Below are 24,604 nucleotides of genomic sequence, written 5' to 3' on the forward strand. Positions count from 1 at the left end.
GTGGGGGTGCGGGGCCGGCCCCCTATGCGCGAGGCGAGGGGCCGGCCGCCCTCGCTCAGCTGAACTGCGCCTGGAAGGTGGCGGTGCCCGGCGGGTGGCCGACGGGCAGGACGCGCTCGAGGTAGAGCGGCCCGAACGCGCCGAGCGTCGGGTGCGACAGCACGCAGTCGCCGCCCGCGAAGGCGCCGGCGGCCTGCGCCGGGCAGGCGAAGAGCAGGCTGAACGCCGTGCGCGGGCTGCCCGGCATGGTCGCGCGCGGGTACTCGGTGCAGGCGGCCAGCGTCGCCGCCAGGGCCGTGCCGTCCGGGCCGTTCAGCGTGAACGCCTGGCCCAGCGCCGGGGCGAAGAGCCCGGCCGCCAGGGTGTCGAGCGGCGCGGTCACGGACGGCTCGGGTAGATGCCGAACATCGTGATGATGAAGGTCAGCGCCAGCGAGGGCTGGAAGGAGCTGAACGCCGTGCCGGTGCCGGTCGTACCGATCGTCACGTTGCCGCCGGTCACCGTGTTGATGTTGACGCTTTGGGCCGGGATCGAGGGATTGCCCGTCACCGTGGTCGACCCGTCGGCGAGCGCCGCCGTGCTCGTGGGGCTGCTGCTGTACATCCTGTTCGCTCCGGTCAATGACCCCAGAAAGTTGCCGGCCGGCGAGTTCTGCCCCGTCCCGGCGGTGGCAGCGATCACGCTGACCTTCAGGTTGCCGCTCACCGCCGGAAGGTTCACGGCCTGGCTGCCGGTTGTAGGCGTGAACGTCGCCGCATGGGTATGGGGCGGCAGGTTGTTGGTGGTGAGCGTCGTCGTCTCGGAGCCGCGCTGCGAGGCGATGTTGTACGACGTGCCGCTGCCAGGGAAGACGCCGGTGCCGATGGCCGAGCGCCCCACCAGGTTCGGGATGCCGAAGGTCGTGGTGCCGGTGCCGCCGTACAGGGTACCGAGCAGGCTGTACAGGGCCTGATACTGCTGGATCGCCAGGGTTTGGCCCTGGCACTTCTGATATCCGTCCGGCGCCCAGTCGAACGGAACCATGAAGATCATGCCGGTCATCGCTTCCATGACGAATATCCTTCGATGAATGCTGCCGTGCACAAGAGTGTCGCAAAACCGAATCAATCTCGGCGGCGCTTCACCCGGCACGCAGACTGGTAAAGGACGCGAGCGGTATTCCGCAAGCGGGTTTTTGTAAAATATATCCGTTTCCTCTATGGACATGGCCTGACAAGACGCAGGTGAGATTTGAGGCGCTGAGTCGGCGATCCTGCGGCCCCGCGCGCCGCCGGGCGACCGGCCGCCCAGGCGGGGACCGTCGGCCGAACTGCCGGCAGGTCGATCGTGACCGAGATCGAGATCATCGCCGCGGAACGCGCAACAGCGCGGGATTACCTTATCAATATCTAGAAAAAAAATATTTTTTTCCCTTCCGATCATCGAAATTGCATCGTTTTTCATCTAAAAATTGACTCTGCAAGAAAAAATAAATATCTAAACTTATGAATACACGGACGATCTTCAAAGAAAATTCGCCGTCATCACGACGACTCAAAAGTGCAAAATTGTCACTAGGCTTGAAATTGGCGAACCACGACGACAAGGAGCTGGGATTGTCCTTCCCCAACAGCTGCGCATTGGGCATTGTAGGGCACAACCTGTGGCGGAGAAGCAACACCCTGTACGAGTATCTGACGCGCAAGATGTGGCTCCTCACGAGTCTGCGACCAACGCCGCCCGATGTCGTTTACGGAACGGGATTTTTCAGACCTGCACTTAGGATATACACCAAATGCCTCAGACATTGTTTACGATAACAGGGACATTCCAAGGTCCACAATTTTACACGGCATTTATATCGCTATATACCAGTTCAGGCACTTTTATAGGAACCACGACCACGGCTGCAAGCGGGCCTGGCGCACCGCCAGGCGGCTACGCCCAGGGATCAGCTTTACCTTATACTTATCAGTACATATATAACGGAACATCTCCGCCCACGGCGCTTACGGCATATGCCGTGGATGTCAACAACAACTTCTTCTCCGTGACCGACAACGTGGGTGGCGGCGACACGTCGGCGTCTAGTGGCACTGAGACGATGACGCTGAATTCCACGGCGGCAAATTTCGATACGGGCGCGACCGGTGCGACGGGCGCAACCGGTTCGACGGGCGCGACGGGAGCCACCGGAGCGACAGGCGCCACCGGGGCTACCGGGGCTACCGGGGCTACCGGGGCTACCGGGGCGACGGGTGCCACCGGGGCCACGGGCGCAACCGGGGCCACAGGCGCGACTGGCGCCACGGGCGCAACCGGAGCCACAGGCGCGACTGGCGCCACGGGCGCAACCGGAGCCACAGGCGCGACTGGCGCCACGGGCGCAACCGGGGCCACGGGCGCGACTGGCGCCACGGGTGCAACCGGGGCCACGGGCGCGACTGGCGCCACGGGTGCAACCGGGGCCACGGGCGCGACTGGCGCCACGGGCGCAACCGGGGCCACGGGCGCGACTGGCGCCACGGGCGCAACCGGTGCCACGGGCGCAACCGGAGCCACCGGTGATACGGGCGCAACCGGTGCTACCGGGGCGACGGGCGCGACCGGAGCCACGGGCGCAACCGGAGCCACCGGTGATACGGGCGCAACCGGTGCTACCGGGGCGACGGGCGCAACCGGTGCCACGGGCGCGACCGGTGCCACGGGCGCAACCGGTTCGACCGGCGCGACGGGAGCCACGGGCGCGACCGGTGCCACGGGCGCAACCGGTGCCACGGGCGCGACGGGAACCACGGGCGCAACCGGTGCCACGGGCGCAACCGGTTCGACCGGCGCGACGGGAGCCACGGGCGCGACCGGTTCGACCGGCGCGACAGGCGCCACTGGCGCGACGGGCGCCGGCGCAACGGGTGCCACCGGAGCGGCCGGCAGCACGGGTGCCACCGGAGCAGGCGGTCCCACGGGCGCGACCGGAGCGGCCGGCAGCACGGGTGCCACCGGAGCAGGCGGTTCCACGGGCGCGACCGGTGCGGCCGGCAGCACGGGTGCCACCGGAGCAGGCGGTCCCACGGGCGCGACCGGAGCGGCCGGCAGCACGGGTGCCACCGGAGCAGGCGGTCCCACGGGCGCGACCGGTGCGGCCGGCAGCACGGGCGCGACCGGAGCAGGCGGTCCCACGGGCGCAACCGGAGCAGCCGGCAGCACGGGTGCCACCGGTCCGGGTGGTGCGACAGGAGCAGGCGGTCCCACGGGCGCGACCGGTGCAGCCGGCAGCACGGGCGCGACCGGAGCAGGCGGTCCCACGGGCGCGACCGGAGCAGCCGGCAGCACGGGCGCGACTGGAGCAGGCGGTCCCACAGGCGCGACCGGTGCGGCCGGCAGCACGGGTGCGACTGGAGCAGGCGGTCCCACGGGCGCAACCGGAGCAGGCGGCAGCACGGGTGCCACCGGTCCGGGTGGTGCGACAGGCTCGGGCGGCGCGACAGGTCCGGGCGGCGCGACAGGTCCGGGCGGCGCCACCGGTCCGGGCGGCGCCACCGGTCCGGGTGGTGCAACAGGTCCGGGTGGTGCGACAGGCTCGGGCGGCGCCACTGGTCCGGGCGGTGCCACCGGTCCGGGTGGTGTCACCGGTCCGGGTGGTGCGACAGGCTCGGGCGGCGCCACTGGTCCGGGCGGTGCCACCGGTCCGGGTGGTGCGACAGGCTCGGGCGGCGCGACAGGTCCGGGCGGTGTCACCGGTCCGGGTGGTGCGACAGGCTCGGGCGGCGCGACAGGTCCGGGTGGAGCGACAGGCTCGGGCGGCGCCACTGGTCCGGGCGGTGCCACCGGTCCGGGTGGTGCGACAGGCTCGGGCGGCGCGACAGGTCCGGGTGGAGCGACAGGCTCGGGCGGCGCCACTGGTCCGGGTGGTGCGACAGGCTCGGGCGGCGCGACAGGTCCGGGCGGTGCGACAGGCCCTGGCGGAGCGACCGGTGCGGGAGGAGCGACCGGTCCCGGCGGTGCGACAGGCGCTGACGGAGCGACCGGTCCGGTGATCTGCTTCGCGTCGGGAACGATGATCCTGACGCCGCAGGGCGAGCGTCCGGTCGAGGCCCTGCGGGCCGGCGACGCGGTCGTCACCGCGGCCGGCGAGACGGTCGCGATCCGCTGGGTCGGCCGCCGTCACGTCGACCTGCGGCGCCATCCGCAGCCCGAGCGGGCCCAGCCGATCCGGATCGCGGCGCACGCCTTCGGTCCCGGCCTGCCGCACCGCGACCTCGTCGTCTCCCCCGGCCACGCCCTCTTCGTCGAGGACGTGCTGATCCCGGCGGGCGTGCTGGTCAACGGTACGTCGGTCGCCCAGCTCGACCTGCCCGAGGTCGTCTACCACCACGTGGAACTGCCGGTTCACGACGTGCTGGTGGCCGACGGGATGCCCGCCGAGAGCTATCTCGATTGCGGCAACCGCGGGACCTTCGAGAACCACGACGGCCCGGTCACCCTGCACCCGGACTTCGTCGCCGTGGCCCTGAACCTGGAACTGGCCTGCGCGCCGTTCCTGCTCCACGGCCCGGTGGTCGACCGCGTCCGGGCGCGGCTCGCCGCGGTGAAGCCGGAGCGCTCGCTCCTCGCGCGCCTCATCCGGCGGGCCTGACCTCCGCCGGCCCCCGGGCCGGCCCGACGAACCCGGCCCGCGGCGCCCTCGACAGGTGCGCCGCGGGCCTTTTTCGTGAGCGGTTCGCCCAGGAGCCCCCATGAGCCAGGAGCCCCCATGAGCCAGGAGCCCCCATGAGCCAGCCGTCGAGCCGACCGTCCTCGACCCCTCGGCGTCACCCCGGGGCCGCGACAGCGGAGCCCCGAACGACGAGGAAGGCGAAGAGTCCGTCGAGGCGATCGAACAGGCTCTCGGGGAAACGACGACCACGGGACCACGCCGGTCCGCGCGGTTTGGCCGTCGCGTCCGCACACCGTAGCCTTGCCGTCGCACGATCCACGAAGCCCGCCCCGCCATGACCCCGACGCGCGACCACGCCCTCATCGCAGGCTCGGGCCTGTTTGACGTCAACCACTACCTGCTGGAATCCCCCGACGTGGTCGCGGATGGTGGCGATCCGCTGGAGCACTTCTGCCGGTTCGGCGCCCGCGAGGGCCGGCGCCCGAACCTCTACTTCGATCCCGCCTGGTACGCGGGCCTGTATCTCGGCGGCAATCCCGATGGCGTGAACCCGCTCTGCCACTACATCCGGGTCGGCGAGCGCGCCGGCTTCCGGCCGGCCTGCACCTTCGATCCGGCCTGGTACGCCCGCACCTATGGTCTGCGGTCCGGTACCTCGGCCTTGCGACACTACCTCACCCACCGGCGCAGCCAGCGTTACGCGCCCAACGCCCTGTTCGACCTCGCCTTCTACCTCGCGTGCCACGGCGCCGAGATCGGCCGCAACCGAGACGCCTTCGCCCACCTCCTGCGCCATGGCGCAAAGCGGGATCTCGACCCGTGCGCCGGATTCGACGCCAAGGCCTACCGCGCGCGCCACGGCCTGCCGAGAACGCCGGCCTCGGCCCTCGTCGCCGACCAGGAGGCCTGCAACCCGGTGATCCACCGTCTCAAGCAGGAGGCGGCCGAGCAGCATGCCGGCCGCGCGCGCGGCGGGGATTTGCCGTGGTGGCGGCGGATCATGGCCCGCCTGTGACGGCAGCGCACCGGCCGCGTCGGGCCGGCGCGCCACGCCCGCCTCAATACGGCTTCGGCTTCATCAAGACGCCGCGGCTGGAGACGATCGCCACCGCGATCCACGGACAGACGAAGACCAGGAAGAACAGCAAGCCCATCGAGACCCTCCCTTCGGTTGTGTGGTGCTCAACCCCATCAATGCCGCGCGCCCGGCGGGGGTTGCACGCCGGCCGCACGAGGACGGCCGCGGCTACTCGGACCCGGCCGGCTCGTCGGCGTCCCGGGCGCGGTGGAGCAGGTAGATCGACACCACCATCACCAGGATCAGCCCGGCGAGCACGCCGAGCTCGATCATCGAGGCGCGAAACAGCGCCTCCTTCTGCGGCGTCCAGGCCGCTTCGTGCATCTGCTCGGCGGTCTGGAGCGTGAGCACCAGGACGCGCCGGATCGAGGCAATCAGCCCGACGATCAGGAACGGCTCGCAGGTCAGCCGGCCGGAGCGCATCGACACCCGCACCGTGTGCAGGATCTCGACCAGCATCAGCAGGAACAGCAGCCGGTCGACCACGTCGAGGAGCTGGGCTGCGGCGCCCACCGAGGTGACCGCCTTCAGCGTCATGCCGGCGGCGTCGACCAGCGCCATCACGGCGGTGAGCGCGAGCAGCACGCCGAGGGCGGCGTAGATCGCGTGCTCGGTGTGCAGGAAGACGAAGGCCGAGAGCCGCGTGAGGCGCCCGCCCTCCGCTTCGGCCTTCTCCAGTTTCGCGGTCTCGACCATGGCTGTCTCCGGATGCGTGGCGAGGGGTCGGGTTCAGCGCAGGGCTCTCGGCATGCGGAAGGGCAGCATCAGGCGCACCAGCGGGTTCGCGAACCGGTCGAGGTCGAGGGCCTCGTGCACCGGCTGCACCGCCTCGCCGCAGATCCGCGCCGAGAGGAGCGAGCGGGAGTAGAACGGCGCGTCCTCGAACCGGCGCAACACCGCGGCCCGGCCGTCGTCGCTGCGGGTCGCGCGGGGAAGGCGCCAGAGCGTCGGCGGCAGGGCGGCCGGCACCGGCGGCTCGATCGGGCGCGGGGTGCCGTCGGGGTCGAAGCGCAGCGACAGGTCCTGGCGACTGCCGTCGCGGCGCTCGACGTCGTAGAGGATCGCCGCGCCGCGCGAGAGCGTCGAGCGCGACCAGGTCCAGCCGCGGAACGACTCCTCGAGGGACACGTCGCCGTCGTTGGTGTCGAAGTAGGCGTGGCCGTTCCAGCGCAAGGACGGCCGGTCGAGCGCCACCTCGATCCGCGAGGACGGCGCGAGCGGCCACCAGCGATGTCGGCCCTCCGCGTCGAGGGTGAACGGGCCCGGCGTGATCCCGGAGGGCCGCACCCGGATGGTGCCGGAGATCCGCGAGGGCAGGGGGCTCGTCACCTCCTCGACCCGGATGGTCAGCATCGTGCCGTCCCACTCCATCGCGCTCGGGCCGATGGCGAGCGAGGTCGCGCTCCGGGCGACGCTGGCGCGGCCGCGCTCGGTCATCGCCCAGGCCTTGGGCCGGCCGTAAAGCACCACGTTGACGGCCGAGTGGTTGATCGGGTCCTTGGTCCCGCTCCAGGCGTAGTAGGGCGAGAACACGCTGCCGAGGAAGGCGATGACGGTGATCCCGTGCTGCCCGTCGTCGCTGACGCCGTCGACGTACCACCAGGCGTAGCCGCCGGGCGGCACGCTCAGGTCGAACCGAGGTCCAGCAGGACGCTCGCCGCCGCGAGCCGCCCCGACTGCGCCGCCATCGGCACGCCCGGCCCCGGATGGACGCTGCCCCCCGCGAGGTAGAGCCCCGGCAGCCGCGTGCGCGCCCCCGGGCGGCGGAACGACGCCATCCAGCCGTGCGAGGCCCGGCCGTACAAGGCCCCGCCCGTCGCCGGGAACAGCCGCTCGAACTCCGCCGGAGTCGTGGTCGTCCGCGCCGTCTCGCTGATCGTCAGGCCGCAGGCGGAGAGCCGCCGGCTCATCGTGTCGTGGCATCGGGCGATCTCCTCCGGGAACAAGGCGGCGCCGCGGGCGGGCGCGTTGACGAGGCAGAGCAGGGCTTCGGGCGAGCGCGCCGGCACGCCGTCGTCGTGGCGGTCCTGCGCGCAGACGTAGACGGTGGGGTCGCGCGGCAGGCGCCCGGCCCGCAGGTCGGCGAACTCGGCGGCGTAGTCGGGCGAGAAGAACACGTTGTGGCGCACGAGGTCGAAGCCCGAGGGCACGCCCGCCACCGCGACGGTGACGGCCGAGAGCGAGCGCTCGCCCGGCGGCACCGGCTCGACCGCCCGGGCGGGCTCGCGCCCGAACAGCCCGTCGGCGAGCGCCGCCGCATCCGTGTTGGCGACGACGCGGGTCGCCGGCAGCCGCTCGCCGGTGTCGAGCACGACGCCCGCGACGCGCCCGCCCGCGACGACGATCTCCGTCGCGGCCGCGCCGTAGCGCAAGGTCGCCCCGCGCTCGGCGGCAAGATCCGCGACGGCGCTCGCGAGCCGCGACAGCCCGCCGGCCACGGTCCAGACCCCCTCCAGCTCGACATGGGCGACGAGCATCAGCGTCGCGGGCGCCGAGAACGGCGAGGAGCCGCAATAGGTGGCGTAGCGGCCGAAGAGCTGGCGCAGGCGGGGATCGCGAAAATGCTCGCACAGCGCGGTCCAGAGCGTGGTGAAGGGCTGGATCCGCATCAGCCCGCCCAGGCCCCCGGGCCCGGCCCGCATCGCGAGGTCGACCGGGCTCGGCCGCTGGCCGCGGATGAACGGTCCCTCGAGCGTGCGGTAGATCTCCGCCGCCCGGGCGCGAAACCGGCGAAAACCCTCCGCCTCGCGCGGGCCGGCGAACTCCGCGATCGCCGCCTCGGAGCGGTCGGGATCGGCGAAGAGATCGAGCCGTTCGCTCCCGCTCCAGGCGTGGCGGGCGAGCACAGCCGCCGGTGCCAGGACGACGCGGGACGACAGATCGGCGCCGCACTCCGAGAAGATCTCGTCGAAGACCCAGCGCATGGTGAAGACCGTCGGGCCGGCCTCGACGTGAAGCGGCCCCGCCGGCACCCGGCGCATCTTGCCACCGGGGGCGGGGCCCTTCTCGACCAGCGTCACCGGCAGGCCGGCGGCGGCGAGCCGCAAGGCGGCGACGAGCCCGCCGATTCCCGCCCCGATCACCACCACGCGCTCGTCCGCCACGCCGTTGATCTCCCGCGGCAACAGTGTCAATGTAAGTTGACAGTCTGAGATGTTCAAACGAAATGACATCCGGGAGAGACGTCATGATGGCGGGAACCATGGATGACGGGCGGCGCATCGAGCGCGCCCTGGACGTGGCCGTGTCCTACGCGGAGGCGCCCGGCGCCCCGCCGCAGCTGGCGGAGGCGATCCGCTACGCGGTGTTCCCGGGCGGGCACCGGATCCGGCCCCGCCTCTGCCTCGCGGTCGCCCGGGCCTGCGGCGACGACGACCCGGCGGCGGCGGACGCGGCGGCGGCCGCCATCGAGCTCCTGCACTGCGCCTCGCTCGTCCACGACGACCTGCCGTGCTTCGACGACGCGGCGCTCCGGCGCCAGAAGCCGACGGTCCACGTCGCCTACGGCGAGCCGGTGGCGCTGCTCACCGGCGACGCGCTGATCGTGCTCGCCTTCGAGACCCTGGCGCGGGGCGCCGCGCGAACCCCGACGCGGCTCGCCGCCCTCGTCGGACTGGTGGCCCGGGCGGTCGGCTCGCCCGCCGGCATCGTCGCGGGCCAGGCCTGGGAATCTGAGCCGCAGGTCGGGCTCTCGGTCTACCAGCAGGCCAAGACCGGCGCGCTCTTCGCCGCCTCGACCGTGACCGGGGCCGCCGCCGCCGGGGCCGAGCCGATGGGCTGGCGGCTTCTCGGCGAATATCTCGGCGAGGCCTACCAGGTCGCCGACGACCTGCGCGACGTCGCCTGCCGCCAGGAGGAGATCGGCAAGCCGGTCGGGCGCGACGTGACCCTCGGCCGGCCGAACGCGGCGGCGCTCCTCGGCATGGACGGGGCGCTTCGCCGCCTCTCCGACCTCGCCCACGAGGCGATGGCGGTGATCCCCGACTGCCCCGGCGTCGCGGCGTTGCGCGAGGAGATCCTGGCCCAGACCCGGCTGTTCCTGCCGGCGCGGCTGGCGCAGAGCCTGGTGGTGGCGTGAGGACGATGGCCCGCGTGCGAGGGACACCGCGCCCTCTGACCCCTCCCCCCTCTGCGGGGGAGGGTGCCCCACGGCGAGTGCGAAGCACTCGTGCTGGGGCGGGAGAGGGGCGGCGCGACGGTGAAGGATGTGGCGCCCTTCATGACGGTCGCGACTTCTCCGGAAACGGCGTCCCCTCTCCCGGCCTGCTTCGCAGGCCACCCTCCCCCATCCCAAGTCGGGCATGCCCGACTTGGGTAGGTAGATGCGGAACTCGGGCAAGCCCGAGTTCCGTGGGGGGAGGGGTATGAGGCCCAGCCCGCACGTCCTTCCGGCGACCGCAGCCGCCCCGCCTCCCTGGCGCGACCGCCTCCTCGCCTGGCGCCACCGCCTGATCGCGAGCCCCCGCTTCCAGCGCTTCGCCGCCGCCTTCCCGCCGACCCGCGGGATCGCCCGCCGCAACGCCCGGGCGCTGTTCGATCTCTGCGCCGGCTTCGTCTACGCCCAGGTGCTCGCCGCATCCTTGCGCCTCGACCTGTTCCGGATCCTCGCCGACGGCCCGCTTCCGCCCGAGGACCTGGCTCGCCGCCTCGACCTGCCCCCCGACCGGGCACTGTGCCTGCTGCGCGCCGCCGCCTCCCTCGGCCTCCTCACGCCCTTGCGCGACGGCCGCTTCGCCCTCGGCGACCTCGGCGCGGCCCTCATCGGCAACCCCTCCGTCGCCGCGATGGTCGCCCACCATGCCATGCTCTACGACGACCTGCGCGATCCCGTCGCGCTCCTGCGCGGCACCGCCGGCTCGACCCGGCTCTCGTCCTACTGGGCCTATGCGGCCACCGACGACCCGGCCGCGGTCGACGAGTCCGCGGTCGCCCCCTACGGCGCGCTGATGGGCGCCTCGCAGGCGCTCGTCGCCGGCGACATCCTCGACGCCTACCCGCTTAGCCCTCATGCCCACCTCCTCGACGTCGGCGGCGGCGAGGGCGCCTTCGCGGTCGAGGCGGCAAAGAGCGCCCCGGGCTTGCGCGTCACGCTGTTCGACCTGCCGCCGGTGGCCGCCCGCGCCGAGCGCCGCTTCGCCGCGGAAGGGCTGGCGGAGCGCGCCACCGCCCGCGGCGGCAGCTTTCACGACGGGCTGCCGGCGGGCGCCGACGCGGTCTCGCTGGTGCGGGTCGTGCACGACCACGACGACGGGCCTGCCCTCGCGCTTCTCAAGGCGTCCCGCGCGGCGCTGCCGCCCGGCGGCACGCTACTCGTCGCCGAGCCGATGGCCGGCACCCCAGGCGCCGAGCCGGTCGGCGACGCCTATTTCGGCTTCTACCTCCTCGCCATGGGCAGCGGCCGGCCCCGGACCGCCGCCGAGCTCACCGCCATGCTCGAGGCCGCCGGCTTCGCGCGGGTGCGCGAGCACCGGACGCGGCGCCCGCTGCTGGTCCGCCTGCTCGTCGCGACCGCGCCGTGACGGTTCATCCGTACCAAAAGTGTAAAGCAAACTTGACGCACACTGTTGTCCAACTAAGATGACGTTTGCCGCGCGATGCGGCAGTTTTTCAGCGAGAGGGAGGCCGCCCCGCATGGACGCGCAGGCCGTGATCCTCGACCGTCCCGAACGGCTCGGCCTCGCCCGGCTCGCTCTCGACGCACCCGGCCCCGCCGACGCGACCGTGGAGGTCGCCTGGAGCGGCATCAGCACCGGCACCGAGCGCCTGCTCTGGTCGGGCCGGATGCCGGACTTCCCCGGCATGGGCTACCCGCTGGTCCCGGGCTACGAATCCGTCGGCCGGGTGGTCGAGGCCGGCCCGGAATCCGGCCGCCGCGTCGGCGAGACGGTGTTCGTGCCGGGGGCGCGCTGCTTCGGGCCGGTCCGCGGGCTCTTCGGCGGGGCGGCCTCCCACCTCGTCTCCGCCGGCAGCCGGCTGCGGCCGATTCCCGACACGCTGGCCGAGCAGGGCATCCTGCTGGCGCTCGCCGCCACCGCCCACCACGCGCTGGCCGGGAGCGCGGGCTCCGGGCGCCAGCTCATCGTCGGCCACGGGGTGCTCGGGCGGCTCATGGCGCGCATCGCCCGGATCGACGGCCTCGACCCGGTGGTGTGGGAGCGCGACCCCGCGCGTCGCAGCACCGAGGACTATCCGGTGATCGACCCGGAGCACGACGAGACGCGGTACGCCCGCATCATCGACGCGAGCGGCGATGCCGGCCTCCTCGACACCCTGATCGCCCGGCTCGCGCCCGGCGGCGAGGTGGTGCTCGCCGGCTTCTACGAGGCGCCGCTCTCCTTCGCCTTCCCGCCCGCTTTCCTGCGCGAGGCGCGCATCCGCGTCGCGGCGCAGTGGCAGCCCGGCGACCTCGACGCCGTGGCGGCGCTCGCCGGAAGCGGCGCCCTGTCCCTCGACGGCCTCGTCACCCACCGCCGCCCGGCGGCGGAGGCGGACAGCGCCTACCGCACCGCCTTTGGCGATCCCGCCTGCCTCAAGATGGTCCTCGATTGGAGCGTCCGCTCATGAACGCTGTCATCAACGGCGCCGCCCTCCAGGCCTCCGCCACGCTGCTGCGCGCCGAGGCCGCGATCCCGCCGGATCCGGTCCCCACCACCGCGACCCGCGAGACCCAGGTGATCGCGATCTACGGCAAGGGCGGCATCGGCAAGAGCTTCACGCTCGCCAACCTGTCCTACATGCTGGCGCAGCAGGGCAAGCGGGTGCTGCTGATCGGCTGCGACCCGAAGAGCGACACCACCTCGCTCCTGTTCGGCGGCCGGGCCTGCCCGACGATCATCGAGACCTCGACCAGGCGCAAGCTCGCCGGCGAGGCGGTGGCGATCGGCGACGTCTGCTTCAAGCGCGACGGCGTGTTCGCGATGGAGCTCGGCGGGCCGGAGGTCGGCCGCGGCTGCGGCGGCCGCGGCATCATCCACGGCTTCGAGCTGCTCGAAAAGCTCGGCTTCCACGAATGGGGCTTCGACTACGTCCTGCTCGACTTTTTGGGCGACGTGGTCTGCGGCGGCTTCGGCCTGCCGATCGCCCGCGACATGTGCCAGAAGGTCATCGTCGTCGGCTCGAACGACCTGCAATCGCTCTACGTCGCCAACAACGTCTGCTCGGCGGTGGAGTATTTCCGCAAGCTCGGCGGCAACGTCGGCGTCGGCGGCCTCGTCATCAACAAGGACGACGGCACCGGCGAGGCGCAGGCCTTCGCCGAGGCCGCCGGCATCCCGGTGCTGGCCTCGATCCCCGCCGACGACGACATCCGCAGGAAGAGCGCGAACTACGAGATCATCGGCCGGCCGGACGGGCGCTGGGGCCCGCTCTTCGCCGAACTCGCCGACAATATCGGCACCGCTCTGCCGCACCAGCCGGCGCCGCTGTCCCAGGACGCGCTGCTCGGCCTGTTCAAGGGCGAGGCGGTCGGGCGCGGCGTGGTGCTCGATCCGGCGAGCGACGAGGACATGCGCGGCCGACCCGTCGTGCAGAAGCCCTCCCTCGAAGTCGTCTACGAGGCGGTCTGACCATGGGCGCCTCCCTCGATCTCGCGGCCCTGCGGGCCCGACAACCCGTCGAGACTCCGGTCAACCTCGCGGCGACGCGCCAGGACGGGCTCGGCTGCCATTCCGGCAAGGAGACGATGGCCCGGGCCGCGCAAGCCGCCGGCATGGGCGAGACGCTGGAGGCGTTGAAGCGCGATTACCCGACCGGGCCGCACGACCAGCCGCAGAGCATGTGTCCGGCCTTCGGCTCGCTGCGGGTGGGCCTGCGCATGCGCCGCACCGCCACGATCCTGTCGGGCTCGGCCTGCTGCGTCTACGGCCTTACCTTCACCTCGCACTTCTACGGCGCCCGCCGCACCGTCGGCTACGTGCCGTTCAATTCCGAGACCCTGGTCACCGGCAAGCTGTTCGAGGACATCCGCGACGCGGTCCACGCCACCGCCGATCCGGCTCTGCACGACGCGGTGGTGGTCATCAACCTCTGCGTCCCCACGGCGTCGGGCGTGCCGCTGCGGCTCCTGCCGCGGGAGATCGACGGCGTGCGGATCATCGGCATCGACGTGCCGGGCTTCGGCGTGCCGACCCACGCCGAGGCCAAGGACGTGCTCGCCGGCGCGATGCTGAAGGTCGCGCGGACCGAGGCCGAGCACGGCCCCGTCGCGGCGCCGCGCCAGCCCCGGGACGGGCGACCGAGCGTGGCGCTTCTCGGCGAGATGTTCCCGGCCGATCCGATGCAGATCGGCGCGCTCCTCGAACCGCTGGGCCTGAGCGCCGGCCCGGTCGTGCCGACGCGGGAATGGCGCGAGCTCTACGCCGCCCTCGACTGCGCGGCGGTCGCGGCGATCCACCCGTTCTACACCGCGTCCTTGCGCGAGTTCGAGGCGGCGGGCCGCCCGGCGGTCGCCTCGGGCCCGGTCGGCTTCGAGGGCACCGCCGCCTGGCTCGAGGCGATGGCTGAGACCTGCGGCGTCGCGCCATCCGCGGTCGCGGCGGCCAAGAACCGGTTCCTGCCGGCGATCCGGGCTGCGCTGTCTGCCAGCCCGATCCGCGGCCGGATCACGCTGACCGGCTACGAGGGCTCGGAACTGCTGGTGGCCCGCCTCCTCGTCGAGAGCGGCGCCGAGGTGCCTTACGTCGGCACCGCCTGCCCGCGCACCCCCCACTCCGAGGCCGACCGCGACTGGCTCGAGGCGCGCGGCTGCCATGTGCAGTTCCGCGCCTCCCTGGAGCAGGACCTCGCGGCGGTCGAGGAGTTCCGGCCCGACCTCGCCATCGGCACGACGCCGGTGGTGCAGAAGGCCAAGGAGGGGGCGATTCCGGCGCTCTACTTCACCAACCTGATCTCCGCCCGCCCGCTGATGGGCGTCGCCGGCGCCGGATCCCTCGCCCAGGTCGTCAACGGCGCCATGGCGCAAGCCGAGCGCTTCGACGCGATGCGCTCGTTCTTTGCCGGCGTCGGCACCGGCCACGCCGCCGGGATCTGGGAGGACGTGCCGCGGAAGCGTGCCGCCGTGAAGCGCGCCGCTCCCGAGAAGCCGATCGGGGAGATGGCCTGATGCTCGTCCTCGATCACGACCGCGCCGGCGGCTACTGGGGCGCCGTCTACGTCTTCACCGCGGTGAAGGGGCTCCAGGTCGTCATCGACGGTCCCGTCGGCTGCGAGAACCTGCCGGTGACCTCGGTGCTGCACTACACCGATGCGCTGCCGCCGCACGAACTGCCGATCGTCGTCACGGGCTTAGCCGAGGAAGAGCTCGGCCGCCACGGCACGGAAGGGGCGATGCGCCGCGCCCACGCGACGCTCGATCCGGCGCAGCCGAGCGTCGTCGTCACCGGCTCGATCGCCGAGATGATCGGCGGCGGCGTGACGCCGGAGGGCACCAACCTCCAGCGCTTCCTGCCCCGCACCATCGACGAGGACCAGTGGCAGGCCGCCGACCGCGCCCTGTCCTGGCTCTGGCACGAATACGGAGCGAAGAAGGCGGCGAGAAAAGGCGTGATCCCGCCGAGGCCGGACCGGGCGCCCGGGGTCAAGCCGCGGGTCAACCTGATCGGCCCGGCCTACGGTACCTTCAACATGCCCTCCGACCTCGCCGAGATCCGGCGCCTCGTCGAGGGGATCGGCGCCGAGGTGAACCTCGTCTTCCCGCTCGGCACGCATCTGTCCGACATTCCCCGCCTCGTCGAGGCCGACGCCAATATCTGCCTCTATCGCGAGTTCGGGCGCCTGCTCTGCGAATCCCTCGACCGGCCCTACCTCCAGGCGCCGATCGGCGTGCACAGCACGACGAAGTTCCTGCGCACGCTGGGCGAGATCTTGAGGGTCGATCCCGAGCCGTTCATCGAGCGCGAGAAGCACACGACGTTGAAGCCCCTGTGGGACCTGTGGCGCTCGGTGACGCAGGACTTCTTCGCCTCGGCGAGCTTCGGGGTGGTGGCGACGGACACCTACGCCCGCGGCCTGCGCCACTTCCTCGAGGACGAGATGGGGCTGCCGTGCCGGTTCGCGGTCTCACGCAAGGCCGGCGCCAAGCCCGACAACGCGGCCGTGCGAAAAGCCATCCGCGAGACGCCGCCGCTGGTGCTGTTCGGCTCCTACAACGAGCGCCTGTACCTCGCCGAGAGCGGGGGGAGGGCGGTGTTCATCCCCGCCTCCTTTCCGGGCGCCGTGATACGGCGCCACACCGGCACGCCGTTCATGGGCTACTCGGGCGCGACCTATCTGGTGCAGGAGGTCTGCAACGCGCTCTTCGACGCGCTCTTCCACATCCTGCCGCTGTCGCGCGACATGGACGCCGTCGAGGCGACCCCGGCCCGCAGCCACCGCGCTCTGCCCTGGGACGACGAGGCGCGCCAGCGCCTCGACGCCTCGGTGGAGGAGAGCCCGGTCCTGGTGCGGATCTCCTTCGCCAAGCGCCTGCGCGATGCCGCCGAGCGCGAGGCGACGCGCGCCGGGTCCGAGCGCGTGACCGAAGCTTTCGTCGAGCGCGCCCGCGTCGCGCTCGCGGCGGCCTGACGGCCGCGCCCTTCGTCGGCGCGGCCCCCGCCGCGCCGGCCCAAAGACGCCTCGCGAATCCCCGCGGGCAGGCAGGAGGTCCGAGATCATGAGAGCCGGCACCATGTCCCGTTCGTTCTTCACGGTTTCGCGGTCCCGTTCGGAAGCGGTCCAGTTCCGGGCCTTCCTGGCGGCGACCTACCCGGTCTTCCTCGTCGCCGCCTTGGTGCAGCGCCTGCGGCCCGTCGCGCCCGGCGCCGGCCCCCGCCGCTCGGTCTTCAGCGAGGCGCGGGCGATGGCGCTCTCGGCGATTCCCTTCGCCTTCATGGGTTGAGGCCCGTCGGGCTGATGCCCCCGGGCCCGAGTTTCCGCCGCGATCCCGTGCGGCGGAGAGACCGCCCGACCGTCACGGCCGGGCAACCCCGCGCGGGAGCCCCCGCGCGGATCCGCATCCGGAGGTTCGCCAATGGCCAACGGCATGGACAAACCCAGCGTACTGTCAGGACTCACCGAAGAGGAGGCGAAGGAGTTCCACGGCATCTTCGTCACCAGCTTCATCATCTTCACGGCGATCGCGGTCGTCGCGCACTTTCTGGTCTGGCTGTGGCGGCCCTGGCTGCCCGGACCGAACGGCTATTCCGCGCTGGAGAGCGGCGTGAAGTATGCCGCCCACGGCCTCCTGCCCTTCATCTCGTGAGGATGGAATGAACAACATGCACAAGGTCTGGCTGCTCTTCGACCCGCGGCGCACGCTGGTGGCTCTCGCGACCTTCCTGTTCGTGCTGGCGATCCTGATCCACTTCATCCTGCTGAGCACCAACCGGTTCAACTGGCTGGAAGGTCCGGCGGTGAAGAAGGCGGAAGCGATTCCCCACAGCCTCGTCCTGCCGACCTGACGGGACGCGCAGGACCCGCGCCCCTCGTCGGGGCGCCCTCGCACCGCGGACGGGCGCACAGCCCCGCCCGCGGCCACCACGCTTTCCGCGGACGGGGAGGGCCGCGCCATGGCCATGCTGAATTTCGAGCGCAAATACCGGGTCCGCGGCGGCACTCTGCTCGGCGGCGACCTGTTCGACTTCTGGGTCGGGCCGTTCTACGTCGGCTTCTTCGGCGTCACCGGCCTGTTCTTCACCCTGCTCGGCACCGGCCTGGTCTTCTGGGGCGCGGCGCTCGGGCCGACCTGGAACCCCTGGCAGATCAACATCGCGCCCCCCGATCTCAAGTACGGGCTGGCGCTGGCGCCCTTGCGCGAGGGCGGCCTGTGGCAGATCATCACCTTCTGCGCCATCGGCTCCTTCGGCTCCTGGGCCCTGCGCGAGGTCGAGATCTGCCGCAAGCTCGGCATCGGCTACCACGTCCCGTTCGCCTTCTCGGTCGCGATCTTCGCCTACGTGACGCTGGTGGTGGTCCGGCCCCTGCTGATGGGCGCCTGGGGCCACGGCTTCCCGTACGGGATCCTCAGCCACCTCGACTGGGTGTCGAACGTCGGCTACCAGTATCTCCACTTCCACTACAACCCAGCGCACATGCTCGGCGTGACGTTCTTCTTCACGACGACCTTCGCGCTGTCGCTGCACGGCTCCCTGATCCTGTCCTCGACTAACCCGCCGAAGGGCGAGGTGGTCAAGACGCCCGAGCACGAGGACAGCTTCTTTCGCGACACGATCGGCTACTCGATCGGCACGATCGGCATCCACCGGCTCGGCCTGTTCCTCGCCCTCTCGGCCGGGTTCTGGAGCGCGGTCTGCATCGTCATCAGCGGCCCGTTCTGGACCCGCGGCTGGCCCGAATGGTGGGGCTGGTGGCTGAGCCTGCCGATCTGGCGCTGACGCACCCGAGACTTCGCGACACAACCCTTCAGAAGGCATCCGCCGCCATGGGGTATTACCAGAACATCTACACGCAGGTGCAGGTCCACCCGCTGCACCCGGAGGCCGGCGTCGAGATCCCGGAGATCGAGAACCGCCTCGGCAAGGGTACCTTCAACTACCTCGCCGGCCTCGTCGGCAACGCGCAGATCGGGCCGTTCTACCTCGGCACCCTCGGCACGCTGTCGCTGGCGAGCGGGTTCATCGCCTTCGAGATCATCGGCCTCAACATGTGGGCCTCGGTGAACTGGGATCCGGTCCAGTTCATCCGCCAGCTGCCCTGGCTCGCCCTCGAGCCGCCGCGACCCGAATACGGGCTCAAGATCCTGCCGCCGCTCGCCGAGGGCGGCTGGTGGCTGCTCGCCGGCTTCTTCCTCACCGCCTCGATCCTCCTGTGGTGGGTGCGGCTGTTCCGGCGCGCCCGGGCGCTGGGCCTCGGCTACCACGTGCCCTGGGCCTTCGCCTCGGCGATCTGGCTCTACCTGGTGCTCGGATTCATCCGGCCGATCCTGATGGGGAGCTGGAGCGAGGCGGTGCCGTTCGGGATCTTCCCGCACCTCGACTGGACCGCGGCGTTCTCGCTGCGCTACGGCAACCTGTTCTACAATCCGTTCCACATGCTCTCGATCGTCTTCCTGTACGGATCGACGATGCTGTTCGCCATGCACGGCGCCACCATCCTGGCGGTGAGCCGCTACGGCGGCGAGCGCGAGATCGAGCAGATCGTCGACCGCGGCACCGCGACCGAGCGCGCCGCGCTGTTCTGGCGCTGGACCATGGGCTTCAACGCCACGATGGAATCGGTCCACCGCTGGCTGTGGTGGTTCGCCTTCCTCACCACGCTCACCGGCGGCATCGGCATCCTGCTCACCGGCACCGTCGTCGACAACTGGTACCTCTGGGCGGTCAAGCACGGCGTCGCGCCGCACTACCCGCAGATCTACGGCCCGGTGGTGGATCCGCTCGCCAACCCGGGAGGCACGCCATGAGACTAGCGCTCCAACTCCTCGGCGTCGTGGTGGCGGTGCTGCTCACCGGCGCGATGTTCGGCACCGCGGGCTGGACGCGGCCCCCGGTCCGCTCCGAGCAGACGGGATTCCGCGGCACCGGCATGGTGCAGGTGCAGAACCCCCGGACCCTCGCCGCCAGGATCGAGGCCCAGGCCGCGCCCGATCCGCAGGACCCGGCCCCGCCCGGCGGCGAGCCCGCGACGCAGACCTACCAGAACGTCAAGGTGCTGACCGACCTCTCGACCGACCAGTTCAACCGCGTGATGGCCTCGATCACCGAGTGGGTGGCGCCCGATCAGGGCTGCGCCTACTGCCACAACGTCGAGAACATGGCCGACGACAGCGTCTACGCGAAGACCGTGGCGCGCTCGATGCTCCGGATGGTCCGGCACATCAACGCCGACTGGCAGAACCACGTCGGGCAGACCGGCGTGACCTGCTACACCTGCCACCGCGGCAACCCGGTGCCGCAGGCGGTCTGGCACAACAATCCCGGTCCGCCCCACGCGCAGGGCTTCGCGGCGCGGGACGGCGGCCAGAACCACCCGGCGCCCGAGGCCGGCCTGAGCTCGCTGAACTACGATCCCTACAAGGACCTGCTCGGCGACAAGGATATCGATCAGAACGCCGTGCGGGTCGCCGCCCGCACCGCCCTGCCGACCAGCCCCTCGAAGCCGCTTCAGACCACGGAGCGGACCTACGCCCTGATGATCCACATGGCGGAGGGACTGGGGGTCAACTGCACCTACTGCCACAACAGCCGCGCCTTCTTCTCCTGGGAGGAGAGCACCCCGAAGCGCGTCACCGCCTGGCACGGCATCCGGATGGTGCGCGACATCAACGGCAACTTCATCGAGCCGCTGACCCCGGTGCTGCCCGAGGCCCGGCTCGGGCCGGAGGGCGACCCGCCGAAGGCCAACTGCACCACCTGCCACCAGGGCCTCGCCAAGCCCCTCAACGGCGCGCAGATGCTGAAGGACTACCCCGAGCTCGCCGGAGGGCCGATGCCGAAGGCGCCGTGAGGCCGGCCCGCCCGAGAATCACCGAGAAGGCCCCGGTTCCGAGAGGAGCCGGGGCCTTTGTGCATGGTCCGGATCGATGACGGACAATCGATTGCCTGCAACCGTATCGTATTGACGTCGTCCGGATCGCGAATGGATTGTCGCTCGTCTAATGACGATTTGCCGCATCGGCGGAATCGAGGTCTCGCGGAGTTGGACTGGCACGTGCGACGGCGGTCTCTCGCCCGTGCGCCCGTCAACCCGCGCCCCTCCGGGGCGTCTCACGGAGGCAACGGCCATGGGCGATTCCGGCCTGATCTACATGCTCGCCTTCACGACCTTCGCGCTGGTCATCCTGTTCCTGATCTGGCAGCGGATGCGCGTCCAGCGCGCCAAGGAGACCGGCGAGCGCTCGAGCTTCACCGACAACCACGGCGGCGCGCCGCGGCCGCACCAGGGGGTGGATCCAAGGTAGGGGACGCCGTGACGCGTCTCGCTGCTGGCGCGCTCGTGCGAATCCGGTCTTCGCGCTGCGAGCGTGGTCACGCATAAGATTCGACTCAAGCCGCCGATCCCGGGCACCACCCAGGGCAATACGACAGCGGCAGCTCGTCTGCGCGACCGGCTGCTCCGACCCACGACCTCATCCTGAGGCGCCGCGGAGCGGCCTCGAAGGAGACCTCCAGAGATCGCAGGGGCATCTGGAGGCCTCCTTCGAGGCCTTCGCTTCGCTCCGGCACCTCAGGATGAGGTCGCGGGTGGGGGGACGATCCCTGCGGGCATCGCTTCCCTATCCAGCAGCGTTGCCCCGCTCACCGCCCGTCCGCCCGCGCCACCGCGCGCTTGATCACCTGCTGCACCTCGACGTTCGACAGGAACAGGTCGTGGTTGATGAGGCCGCTGCCGTAATCCGACGCGTCGGCGACGCGCACGCCGAGCGCTTCCAGCCGGCCGCGATCCGCAGCACCCGCCCGCACCACGCCGCCCGCGATGGTGCTCGACAGTTCGAGCGCCCGGTCGTTGGTCGAGGAGATCACGGTGATCTTCTGCGCCGCGGTCCCCAAGCGCTCGATGCCGTTGGTGAACAGGTCGATGTCGATGTCGGGCGCGGCGAGCACGATCGCGCCGATCCGGTCGAGCGCCGCCTCGCCGGCATCGGCCCGCAGCATGCGCAGGGTCTCGAGAGTCAGCAGCGTGCCCATCGAGTGGGCGACGATGTGGATGCGCCCGCCCTGCGAGGTCGCGAGCGCCCGCAACAGGTCCTCGAACGCGTCGCGCGACCACAGGGCGCTCTCGCGGTCGTAGCCGTAGTCGAAGGTCTTTCCCGCCGAGGGCCAGGTGAACAGGCCGGAGACGCCGCGGAAGCGGATGCCGTCGGAGAGCTGCGCCGCGCTCACCGCCGCGGTCTCGAACGATTCGCGGTAGCCGTGGACGTAGAGCAGCACGTCGCGGCCGAGCGCCGCTTCCGCGAAGGCGGTGGCGGCCTCGGGGCCGGTCACGACGCGGGGTGCGGACGCGATGCGCCAGTCGCCGGTGACCACCGAGGAGACCTTGCCGATCAGCGAGCGGTCGGGTGCCGACAGGCGCACCGTCGCGAAGGCGAGGCCGCGGCCGCGCTGGTCGGTGAAGTAGGGCGGGCGACCGGCGGGATCGGCCGGGCGCCGGGTGGTGGCGACGAGGAGCACCGGGCTGACGTCGAGGGCCGATTGCTTCTCCGGCCCGGGCGCGTCGCCGAGGAGCCCGTCGCCGAGGCAGCCCCCGAGCGAGACGCCGGCGAGGGCGGAGAGGCCGAGGCGGGCAAAGGTCCGGCGCGTCGGCGCGGCATTCGCTGTCATGTCGTCCCACTCGTCGCCGGCACGGCCGGCCTTGTGCCCACGCTTTCAGGCCGGCGATGCGGCATGATCGTGGCCGCGGCGCGTCGCGGCCCGGTACATCCGGGCATAACGGCGCGTCGCGCCCGGGGCAGGCTCCCTCTGTTGCCCGCAGGTCACGCGTCGTCCACAGCCCGGCCCCTCGACGGACGGGCGGCGAGGCGGCAGAACGCTCTGATGACCGTCCCGGCCCCCGACCTCGCCCAGCTCCTGTCCGGCAACCGCGCGGCCCTCGCCCGCGCCATCACGCTCGCCGAATCGAAGCGGGCCGATCACCGGGCCGCCGCCCGCGCGATCCTCGACGCCGCCCTGCCGCATGCCGGCAAGGCGGTGCGGGTCGGCATCACCGGGGTTCCGGGAGTGGGGAAGTCCACCACCATCGACGCGCTCGGCGCCAGCCTGACGGCGCGGGGCCACAAGGTCGCGGTGCTGGCGGTCGATCCGAGCTCGTCGCGCACCGGCGGCTCGATCCTCGGCGACAAGACCCGGATGGCGCGGCTCGCCGTCGATCCCAACGCCTTCATCCGGCCCTCTCCGTCGTCCGGCACCCTCGGGGGCGTGGCGGCCAAGACCCGCGAGACGATGCTGCTGTGCGAGGCCGCCGGCTTCGACGTGGTGCTGGTGGAGACGGTCGGCGTCGGCCAGTCCGAGACCGCGGTCGCCGACCTCACCGACTTCTTCCTGGTGCTGATGCTGCCCGGCGCCGGCGACGAGCTGCAGGGCATCAAGAAGGGCATCCTCGAACTCGCCGACATGATCGCCGTCAACAAGGCCGACGGCGAGGAGGGGATGCGCCGCGCCATGGCCGCCGCCGCCGAGTACCGGGCGGCGCTGCACATCCTGACCCCGGCGAGCGCCACCTGGGCGCCGCCGGTCGCCACGATCTCGGGGCTCTCGGGCCAGGGGCTCGACGCCCTGTGGGAGGCGGTGCTCGACCATCGCCGCAAGCTCACCGCCAGCGGCGAGATCGCCGCCAAGCGCCGGGACCAGGACGTGAAGTGGATGTGGGCCCTCGTCCACGAGCGGCTGCACCAGCGCCTCACCGGCAACGCCGAGGTGCGCCAGCGGACGGCGGAGGCCGAGCGGATGGTGGCGGCGGGCGAGCGCTCGCCCGCCGCGGGGGCGGACCTGATCGCGCAGGCGGTCGGCCTCTAGGCCGCGGCCCGCTCGATCGCCCGCAGGAGGCCGTCGCGCTCGCCGAGGAGGGCCGATCCGTCGAGACCGCGGCCCGGCTCGCCGACGACCAGCGCCGGGACGCCGCGCAGGCCGTGCCGGCCCATCGCCGCCCGCCCCGCCGCCATGCGCGCGGCATTCGCCTCGTGCAGGGCCGCATCGGCCGTCCGCAGGCGGGCGGCGGCGGGCGCGAGGTCGTTCTCCTCGAGGATCTCCGCCAGGACCGTCGGGCTGGCGATGTCGCGGCCGCCGACGTAGCGGGCCGCCTGGATCGCCGCGAGGGCGTCCGGCTCGCGCCCGGGCGCCCTCAGGTGGATCGCCGTCAGGGCCAGCGTCGCCGGTCCCGAATCGACCCGGCCTCGACCCGCCGCGAGGACCCGCGTGCGGTAGGCCTCGCTGAACGGCTGGCCGGTGAGCGCCGCGATGCGCTGGTCGGCCGACCAGGCATGGGCGGCGAACCCCGCATCCATCGCGAACGCTCCCGGCCCGGCGAACAGGCCGACCGGCAGCACGGAGAATGCCAGGTCGGCGCGGTCGCCGAGCCAGGCGAAGGCCGGATGGGCGCCGTAGCACCAGCCGCAGAGCGGATCGTACAGGCCGATGACGGGGATCCGGTCGGACATGTCCCGATCGTCCCGCGTCAGTAGCCGACGGTGAAGCGCTGCCGGCGATGCGCCGGACGCTCGATCTCGTCGACGAGAGCGACGGCGTAATCCTCGCAGGAGATCCGGCTGCCGCCCTCGCCGACGAGCAGCTGGTCGCCGCCGAGGCGGAAGCGGCCGGTGCGCTCTCCCGGCGCGATCAGTGCGGAGGGCGACAGGAAGGTCCAGTCGAGGTCGGTGACGCCGCGCAGCGCGTCGAGGAAGGCCGCGCCCCGCAAGGCCTCGTCCTTGTAGACCGCCGGAAAGTCGGGCTGGTCGACCAGCCGCCGGCCCGGCGCCACCTCCAGCGAGCCGGCGCCACCGACCACGAGGTAGCGCTGGACGCCGGCATCCCGCACGGCGCCGACCAGCGCGAGCGGGTCGGTGTCGGCGAAGCGCACCGCGCTCACCACCGCGTCGTGCCCGGCGAGCAGGCGGCTCAGGCCCGCGGGATCGCGCACGTCGCCGGACAAGGCCTCGACCTGCGGAGAGGCGCTGGCCGAGGGGTTGCGGCTGATCGCGGTGACGCGGTGACCCCGCGCGATGAGCTCGGCGACGAGGCGCGTGCCGACGTTCCCGGTCGCGCCGATGACGGCAACCTTGGCCATGATGCTCTCTTGGTTTGATTTCGCGATCTGGTCTATGTTCGAGACCGAAGATAGAGCTAGAGCGTGTTATGAACTTATGACGTAGCGTGGGCGTTGAGGGGTATGAGCGCCGATCGCCCCGCCTACCCGTCCGACGTGTCCGATGAAGAATGGGCGCTGGTGGCGCCGTACCTGGCGTT

24 protein-coding genes are annotated in these 24,604 nt (G+C 71.9%); 16 read left to right on the plus strand and 8 right to left on the minus strand.

Features of this window, described 5'->3' with window-relative positions:
* Positions 1–55: 55 nt before the first annotated feature.
* Positions 56–382: a DUF6916 family protein gene (locus ACS5PV_RS19005; protein WP_455396899.1), complete on the minus strand. Its 327-nt coding sequence runs from the start codon at positions 380–382 to the stop codon at positions 56–58.
* The gene (locus ACS5PV_RS19010) at positions 379–1,443 is read right to left on the minus strand and encodes a phage tail protein (RefSeq protein WP_455396900.1); all 1,065 of its coding nucleotides are present in this window, start codon (positions 1,441–1,443) and stop codon (positions 379–381) included. The genes ACS5PV_RS19005 and ACS5PV_RS19010 overlap by 4 nt, the downstream gene beginning before the upstream one ends.
* Before the next feature lie 2,569 nt (positions 1,444–4,012).
* On the opposite strand from ACS5PV_RS19010, the gene ACS5PV_RS19015 reads away from it, so the two are divergent.
* Positions 4,013–4,615: a Hint domain-containing protein gene (locus tag ACS5PV_RS19015; protein WP_455396901.1), complete on the plus strand. Its 603-nt coding sequence runs from the start codon at positions 4,013–4,015 to the stop codon at positions 4,613–4,615.
* Between the two features lie 355 nt (positions 4,616–4,970).
* The gene (locus tag ACS5PV_RS19020; protein WP_455396902.1) at positions 4,971–5,651 is read left to right on the plus strand and encodes a hypothetical protein; all 681 of its coding nucleotides are present in this window, start codon (positions 4,971–4,973) and stop codon (positions 5,649–5,651) included.
* A gap of 231 nt (positions 5,652–5,882) precedes the next feature.
* Here the strand turns inward: ACS5PV_RS19020 and ACS5PV_RS19025 are convergent, their stop codons facing one another.
* Genes ACS5PV_RS19025 through crtD form a run of 3 tightly spaced genes read right to left on the minus strand, consistent with a single transcriptional unit; the run spans position 5,883 to position 8,818 of the window.
* A complete protein-coding gene (locus ACS5PV_RS19025; RefSeq protein ID WP_455396903.1) occupies positions 5,883–6,410 on the minus strand; it encodes a phosphate-starvation-inducible PsiE family protein in 528 nt (175 codons plus the stop codon).
* A gap of 33 nt (positions 6,411–6,443) precedes the next feature.
* The gene (locus ACS5PV_RS19030; protein WP_455396904.1) at positions 6,444–7,337 is read right to left on the minus strand and encodes a carotenoid 1,2-hydratase; all 894 of its coding nucleotides are present in this window, start codon (positions 7,335–7,337) and stop codon (positions 6,444–6,446) included.
* 2 nt (positions 7,338–7,339) lie between these two features.
* Positions 7,340–8,818 carry a 1-hydroxycarotenoid 3,4-desaturase CrtD gene (gene crtD, locus ACS5PV_RS19035; protein WP_455396905.1) on the minus strand — a complete coding sequence of 493 codons (1,479 nt, stop codon included), beginning with the start codon at positions 8,816–8,818 and terminating at the stop codon, positions 7,340–7,342.
* Between the two features lie 98 nt (positions 8,819–8,916).
* Between crtD and ACS5PV_RS19040 the strand changes: the two genes are divergently transcribed.
* From ACS5PV_RS19040 to ACS5PV_RS19100, 13 genes are all read left to right on the plus strand, one after another.
* On the plus strand, positions 8,917–9,792 hold the full coding sequence (locus ACS5PV_RS19040; RefSeq protein ID WP_455396929.1) for a polyprenyl synthetase family protein: 876 nt from the start codon (positions 8,917–8,919) through the stop codon (positions 9,790–9,792).
* Positions 9,793–10,078: 286 nt separating this feature from the next.
* A complete protein-coding gene (locus tag ACS5PV_RS19045) occupies positions 10,079–11,233 on the plus strand; it encodes a methyltransferase (RefSeq protein WP_455396906.1) in 1,155 nt (384 codons plus the stop codon).
* A 112-nt stretch (positions 11,234–11,345) separates the two neighbouring features.
* A complete protein-coding gene (gene bchC, locus ACS5PV_RS19050; RefSeq protein WP_455396907.1) occupies positions 11,346–12,278 on the plus strand; it encodes a chlorophyll synthesis pathway protein BchC in 933 nt (310 codons plus the stop codon).
* On the plus strand, positions 12,275–13,279 hold the full coding sequence (locus tag ACS5PV_RS19055) for a chlorophyllide a reductase iron protein subunit X (RefSeq protein ID WP_455396908.1): 1,005 nt from the start codon (positions 12,275–12,277) through the stop codon (positions 13,277–13,279). Before bchC ends, ACS5PV_RS19055 begins: the two co-directional genes overlap by 4 nt.
* 2 nt (positions 13,280–13,281) lie before the next feature.
* Positions 13,282–14,814: a chlorophyllide a reductase subunit Y gene (bchY, locus tag ACS5PV_RS19060; RefSeq protein ID WP_455396909.1), complete on the plus strand. Its 1,533-nt coding sequence runs from the start codon at positions 13,282–13,284 to the stop codon at positions 14,812–14,814.
* A complete protein-coding gene (gene bchZ, locus ACS5PV_RS19065; protein WP_455396910.1) occupies positions 14,814–16,274 on the plus strand; it encodes a chlorophyllide a reductase subunit Z in 1,461 nt (486 codons plus the stop codon). The genes bchY and bchZ overlap by 1 nt, the downstream gene beginning before the upstream one ends.
* 103 nt (positions 16,275–16,377) lie before the next feature.
* Positions 16,378–16,587 (plus strand): hypothetical protein, encoded by a 210-nt coding sequence (locus tag ACS5PV_RS19070; RefSeq protein ID WP_455396911.1) that lies wholly within the window; start codon positions 16,378–16,380, stop codon positions 16,585–16,587.
* A 132-nt stretch (positions 16,588–16,719) separates the two neighbouring features.
* Entirely contained in the window at positions 16,720–16,950 is a 231-nt protein-coding gene (pufB, locus tag ACS5PV_RS19075; RefSeq protein ID WP_455396912.1) for a light-harvesting antenna LH1, beta subunit, read from the plus strand.
* Between the two features lie 16 nt (positions 16,951–16,966).
* Positions 16,967–17,149, plus strand: coding sequence for a light-harvesting antenna LH1, alpha subunit (gene pufA / locus ACS5PV_RS19080; RefSeq protein ID WP_455396930.1), 183 nt, complete (start codon positions 16,967–16,969; stop codon positions 17,147–17,149).
* Positions 17,150–17,257: 108 nt separating this feature from the next.
* On the plus strand, positions 17,258–18,082 hold the full coding sequence (gene pufL / locus ACS5PV_RS19085; RefSeq protein WP_455396913.1) for a photosynthetic reaction center subunit L: 825 nt from the start codon (positions 17,258–17,260) through the stop codon (positions 18,080–18,082).
* Positions 18,083–18,129: 47 nt separating this feature from the next.
* Positions 18,130–19,110 carry a photosynthetic reaction center subunit M gene (gene pufM, locus ACS5PV_RS19090; protein ID WP_455396931.1) on the plus strand — a complete coding sequence of 327 codons (981 nt, stop codon included), beginning with the start codon at positions 18,130–18,132 and terminating at the stop codon, positions 19,108–19,110.
* Complete coding sequence (gene pufC / locus ACS5PV_RS19095) at positions 19,107–20,153, plus strand: photosynthetic reaction center cytochrome PufC (RefSeq protein ID WP_455396914.1); 1,047 nt, start codon at positions 19,107–19,109, stop codon at positions 20,151–20,153. The genes pufM and pufC overlap by 4 nt, the downstream gene beginning before the upstream one ends.
* Positions 20,154–20,430: 277 nt before the next feature.
* Positions 20,431–20,607, plus strand: a complete 177-nt coding sequence (locus ACS5PV_RS19100) for a hypothetical protein (RefSeq protein ID WP_164712202.1) — start codon at positions 20,431–20,433, stop codon at positions 20,605–20,607.
* 337 nt (positions 20,608–20,944) lie between these two features.
* On the opposite strand, the gene ACS5PV_RS19105 is transcribed toward ACS5PV_RS19100, so the two are convergent.
* A complete protein-coding gene (locus tag ACS5PV_RS19105) occupies positions 20,945–21,967 on the minus strand; it encodes an alpha/beta hydrolase (protein ID WP_455396915.1) in 1,023 nt (340 codons plus the stop codon).
* Positions 21,968–22,180: 213 nt separating this feature from the next.
* Between ACS5PV_RS19105 and meaB the strand changes: the two genes are divergently transcribed.
* Positions 22,181–23,158 (plus strand): methylmalonyl Co-A mutase-associated GTPase MeaB, encoded by a 978-nt coding sequence (gene meaB / locus ACS5PV_RS19110; protein ID WP_455396916.1) that lies wholly within the window; start codon positions 22,181–22,183, stop codon positions 23,156–23,158.
* Here the strand turns inward: meaB and ACS5PV_RS19115 are convergent.
* Together ACS5PV_RS19115 and ACS5PV_RS19120 are read right to left on the minus strand one after the other, a co-directional pair.
* Positions 23,155–23,799: a DsbA family protein gene (locus ACS5PV_RS19115; protein WP_455396917.1), complete on the minus strand. Its 645-nt coding sequence runs from the start codon at positions 23,797–23,799 to the stop codon at positions 23,155–23,157. The genes meaB and ACS5PV_RS19115 overlap by 4 nt on opposite strands.
* 17 nt (positions 23,800–23,816) lie before the next feature.
* Positions 23,817–24,425 (minus strand): NAD(P)-dependent oxidoreductase, encoded by a 609-nt coding sequence (locus ACS5PV_RS19120; RefSeq protein WP_455396918.1) that lies wholly within the window; start codon positions 24,423–24,425, stop codon positions 23,817–23,819.
* Between the last annotated feature and the right edge of the window lie 179 nt (positions 24,426–24,604).

This window comes from Methylobacterium sp. Gmos1, from assembly GCF_053764715.1.

Coding starts and splice junctions, on each gene's coding strand:
- ACS5PV_RS19020 (WP_455396902.1), top strand. CDS start 4,971: ATGACCCCGACGCGCGACCACGCCCTCATCGCAGGCTCGGGCCTGTTT.
- pufL (WP_455396913.1), top strand. CDS start 17,258: ATGGCCATGCTGAATTTCGAGCGCAAATACCGGGTCCGCGGCGGCACT.
- ACS5PV_RS19040 (WP_455396929.1), top strand. CDS start 8,917: ATGGATGACGGGCGGCGCATCGAGCGCGCCCTGGACGTGGCCGTGTCC.
- ACS5PV_RS19025 (WP_455396903.1), bottom strand. CDS start 6,410: ATGGTCGAGACCGCGAAACTGGAGAAGGCCGAAGCGGAGGGCGGGCGC.
- bchC (WP_455396907.1), top strand. CDS start 11,346: ATGGACGCGCAGGCCGTGATCCTCGACCGTCCCGAACGGCTCGGCCTC.
- pufB (WP_455396912.1), top strand. CDS start 16,720: ATGGCCAACGGCATGGACAAACCCAGCGTACTGTCAGGACTCACCGAA.
- ACS5PV_RS19010 (WP_455396900.1), bottom strand. CDS start 1,443: ATGAAAAACGATGCAATTTCGATGATCGGAAGGGAAAAAAATATTTTT.
- ACS5PV_RS19045 (WP_455396906.1), top strand. CDS start 10,079: ATGAGGCCCAGCCCGCACGTCCTTCCGGCGACCGCAGCCGCCCCGCCT.
- ACS5PV_RS19055 (WP_455396908.1), top strand. CDS start 12,275: ATGAACGCTGTCATCAACGGCGCCGCCCTCCAGGCCTCCGCCACGCTG.
- ACS5PV_RS19120 (WP_455396918.1), bottom strand. CDS start 24,425: ATGGCCAAGGTTGCCGTCATCGGCGCGACCGGGAACGTCGGCACGCGC.
- ACS5PV_RS19070 (WP_455396911.1), top strand. CDS start 16,378: ATGTCCCGTTCGTTCTTCACGGTTTCGCGGTCCCGTTCGGAAGCGGTC.
- pufM (WP_455396931.1), top strand. CDS start 18,130: ATGGGGTATTACCAGAACATCTACACGCAGGTGCAGGTCCACCCGCTG.
- ACS5PV_RS19115 (WP_455396917.1), bottom strand. CDS start 23,799: ATGTCCGACCGGATCCCCGTCATCGGCCTGTACGATCCGCTCTGCGGC.
- ACS5PV_RS19100 (WP_164712202.1), top strand. CDS start 20,431: ATGGGCGATTCCGGCCTGATCTACATGCTCGCCTTCACGACCTTCGCG.
- pufC (WP_455396914.1), top strand. CDS start 19,107: ATGAGACTAGCGCTCCAACTCCTCGGCGTCGTGGTGGCGGTGCTGCTC.
- meaB (WP_455396916.1), top strand. CDS start 22,181: ATGACCGTCCCGGCCCCCGACCTCGCCCAGCTCCTGTCCGGCAACCGC.
- bchY (WP_455396909.1), top strand. CDS start 13,282: ATGGGCGCCTCCCTCGATCTCGCGGCCCTGCGGGCCCGACAACCCGTC.
- bchZ (WP_455396910.1), top strand. CDS start 14,814: ATGCTCGTCCTCGATCACGACCGCGCCGGCGGCTACTGGGGCGCCGTC.
- ACS5PV_RS19105 (WP_455396915.1), bottom strand. CDS start 21,967: ATGACAGCGAATGCCGCGCCGACGCGCCGGACCTTTGCCCGCCTCGGC.
- pufA (WP_455396930.1), top strand. CDS start 16,967: ATGCACAAGGTCTGGCTGCTCTTCGACCCGCGGCGCACGCTGGTGGCT.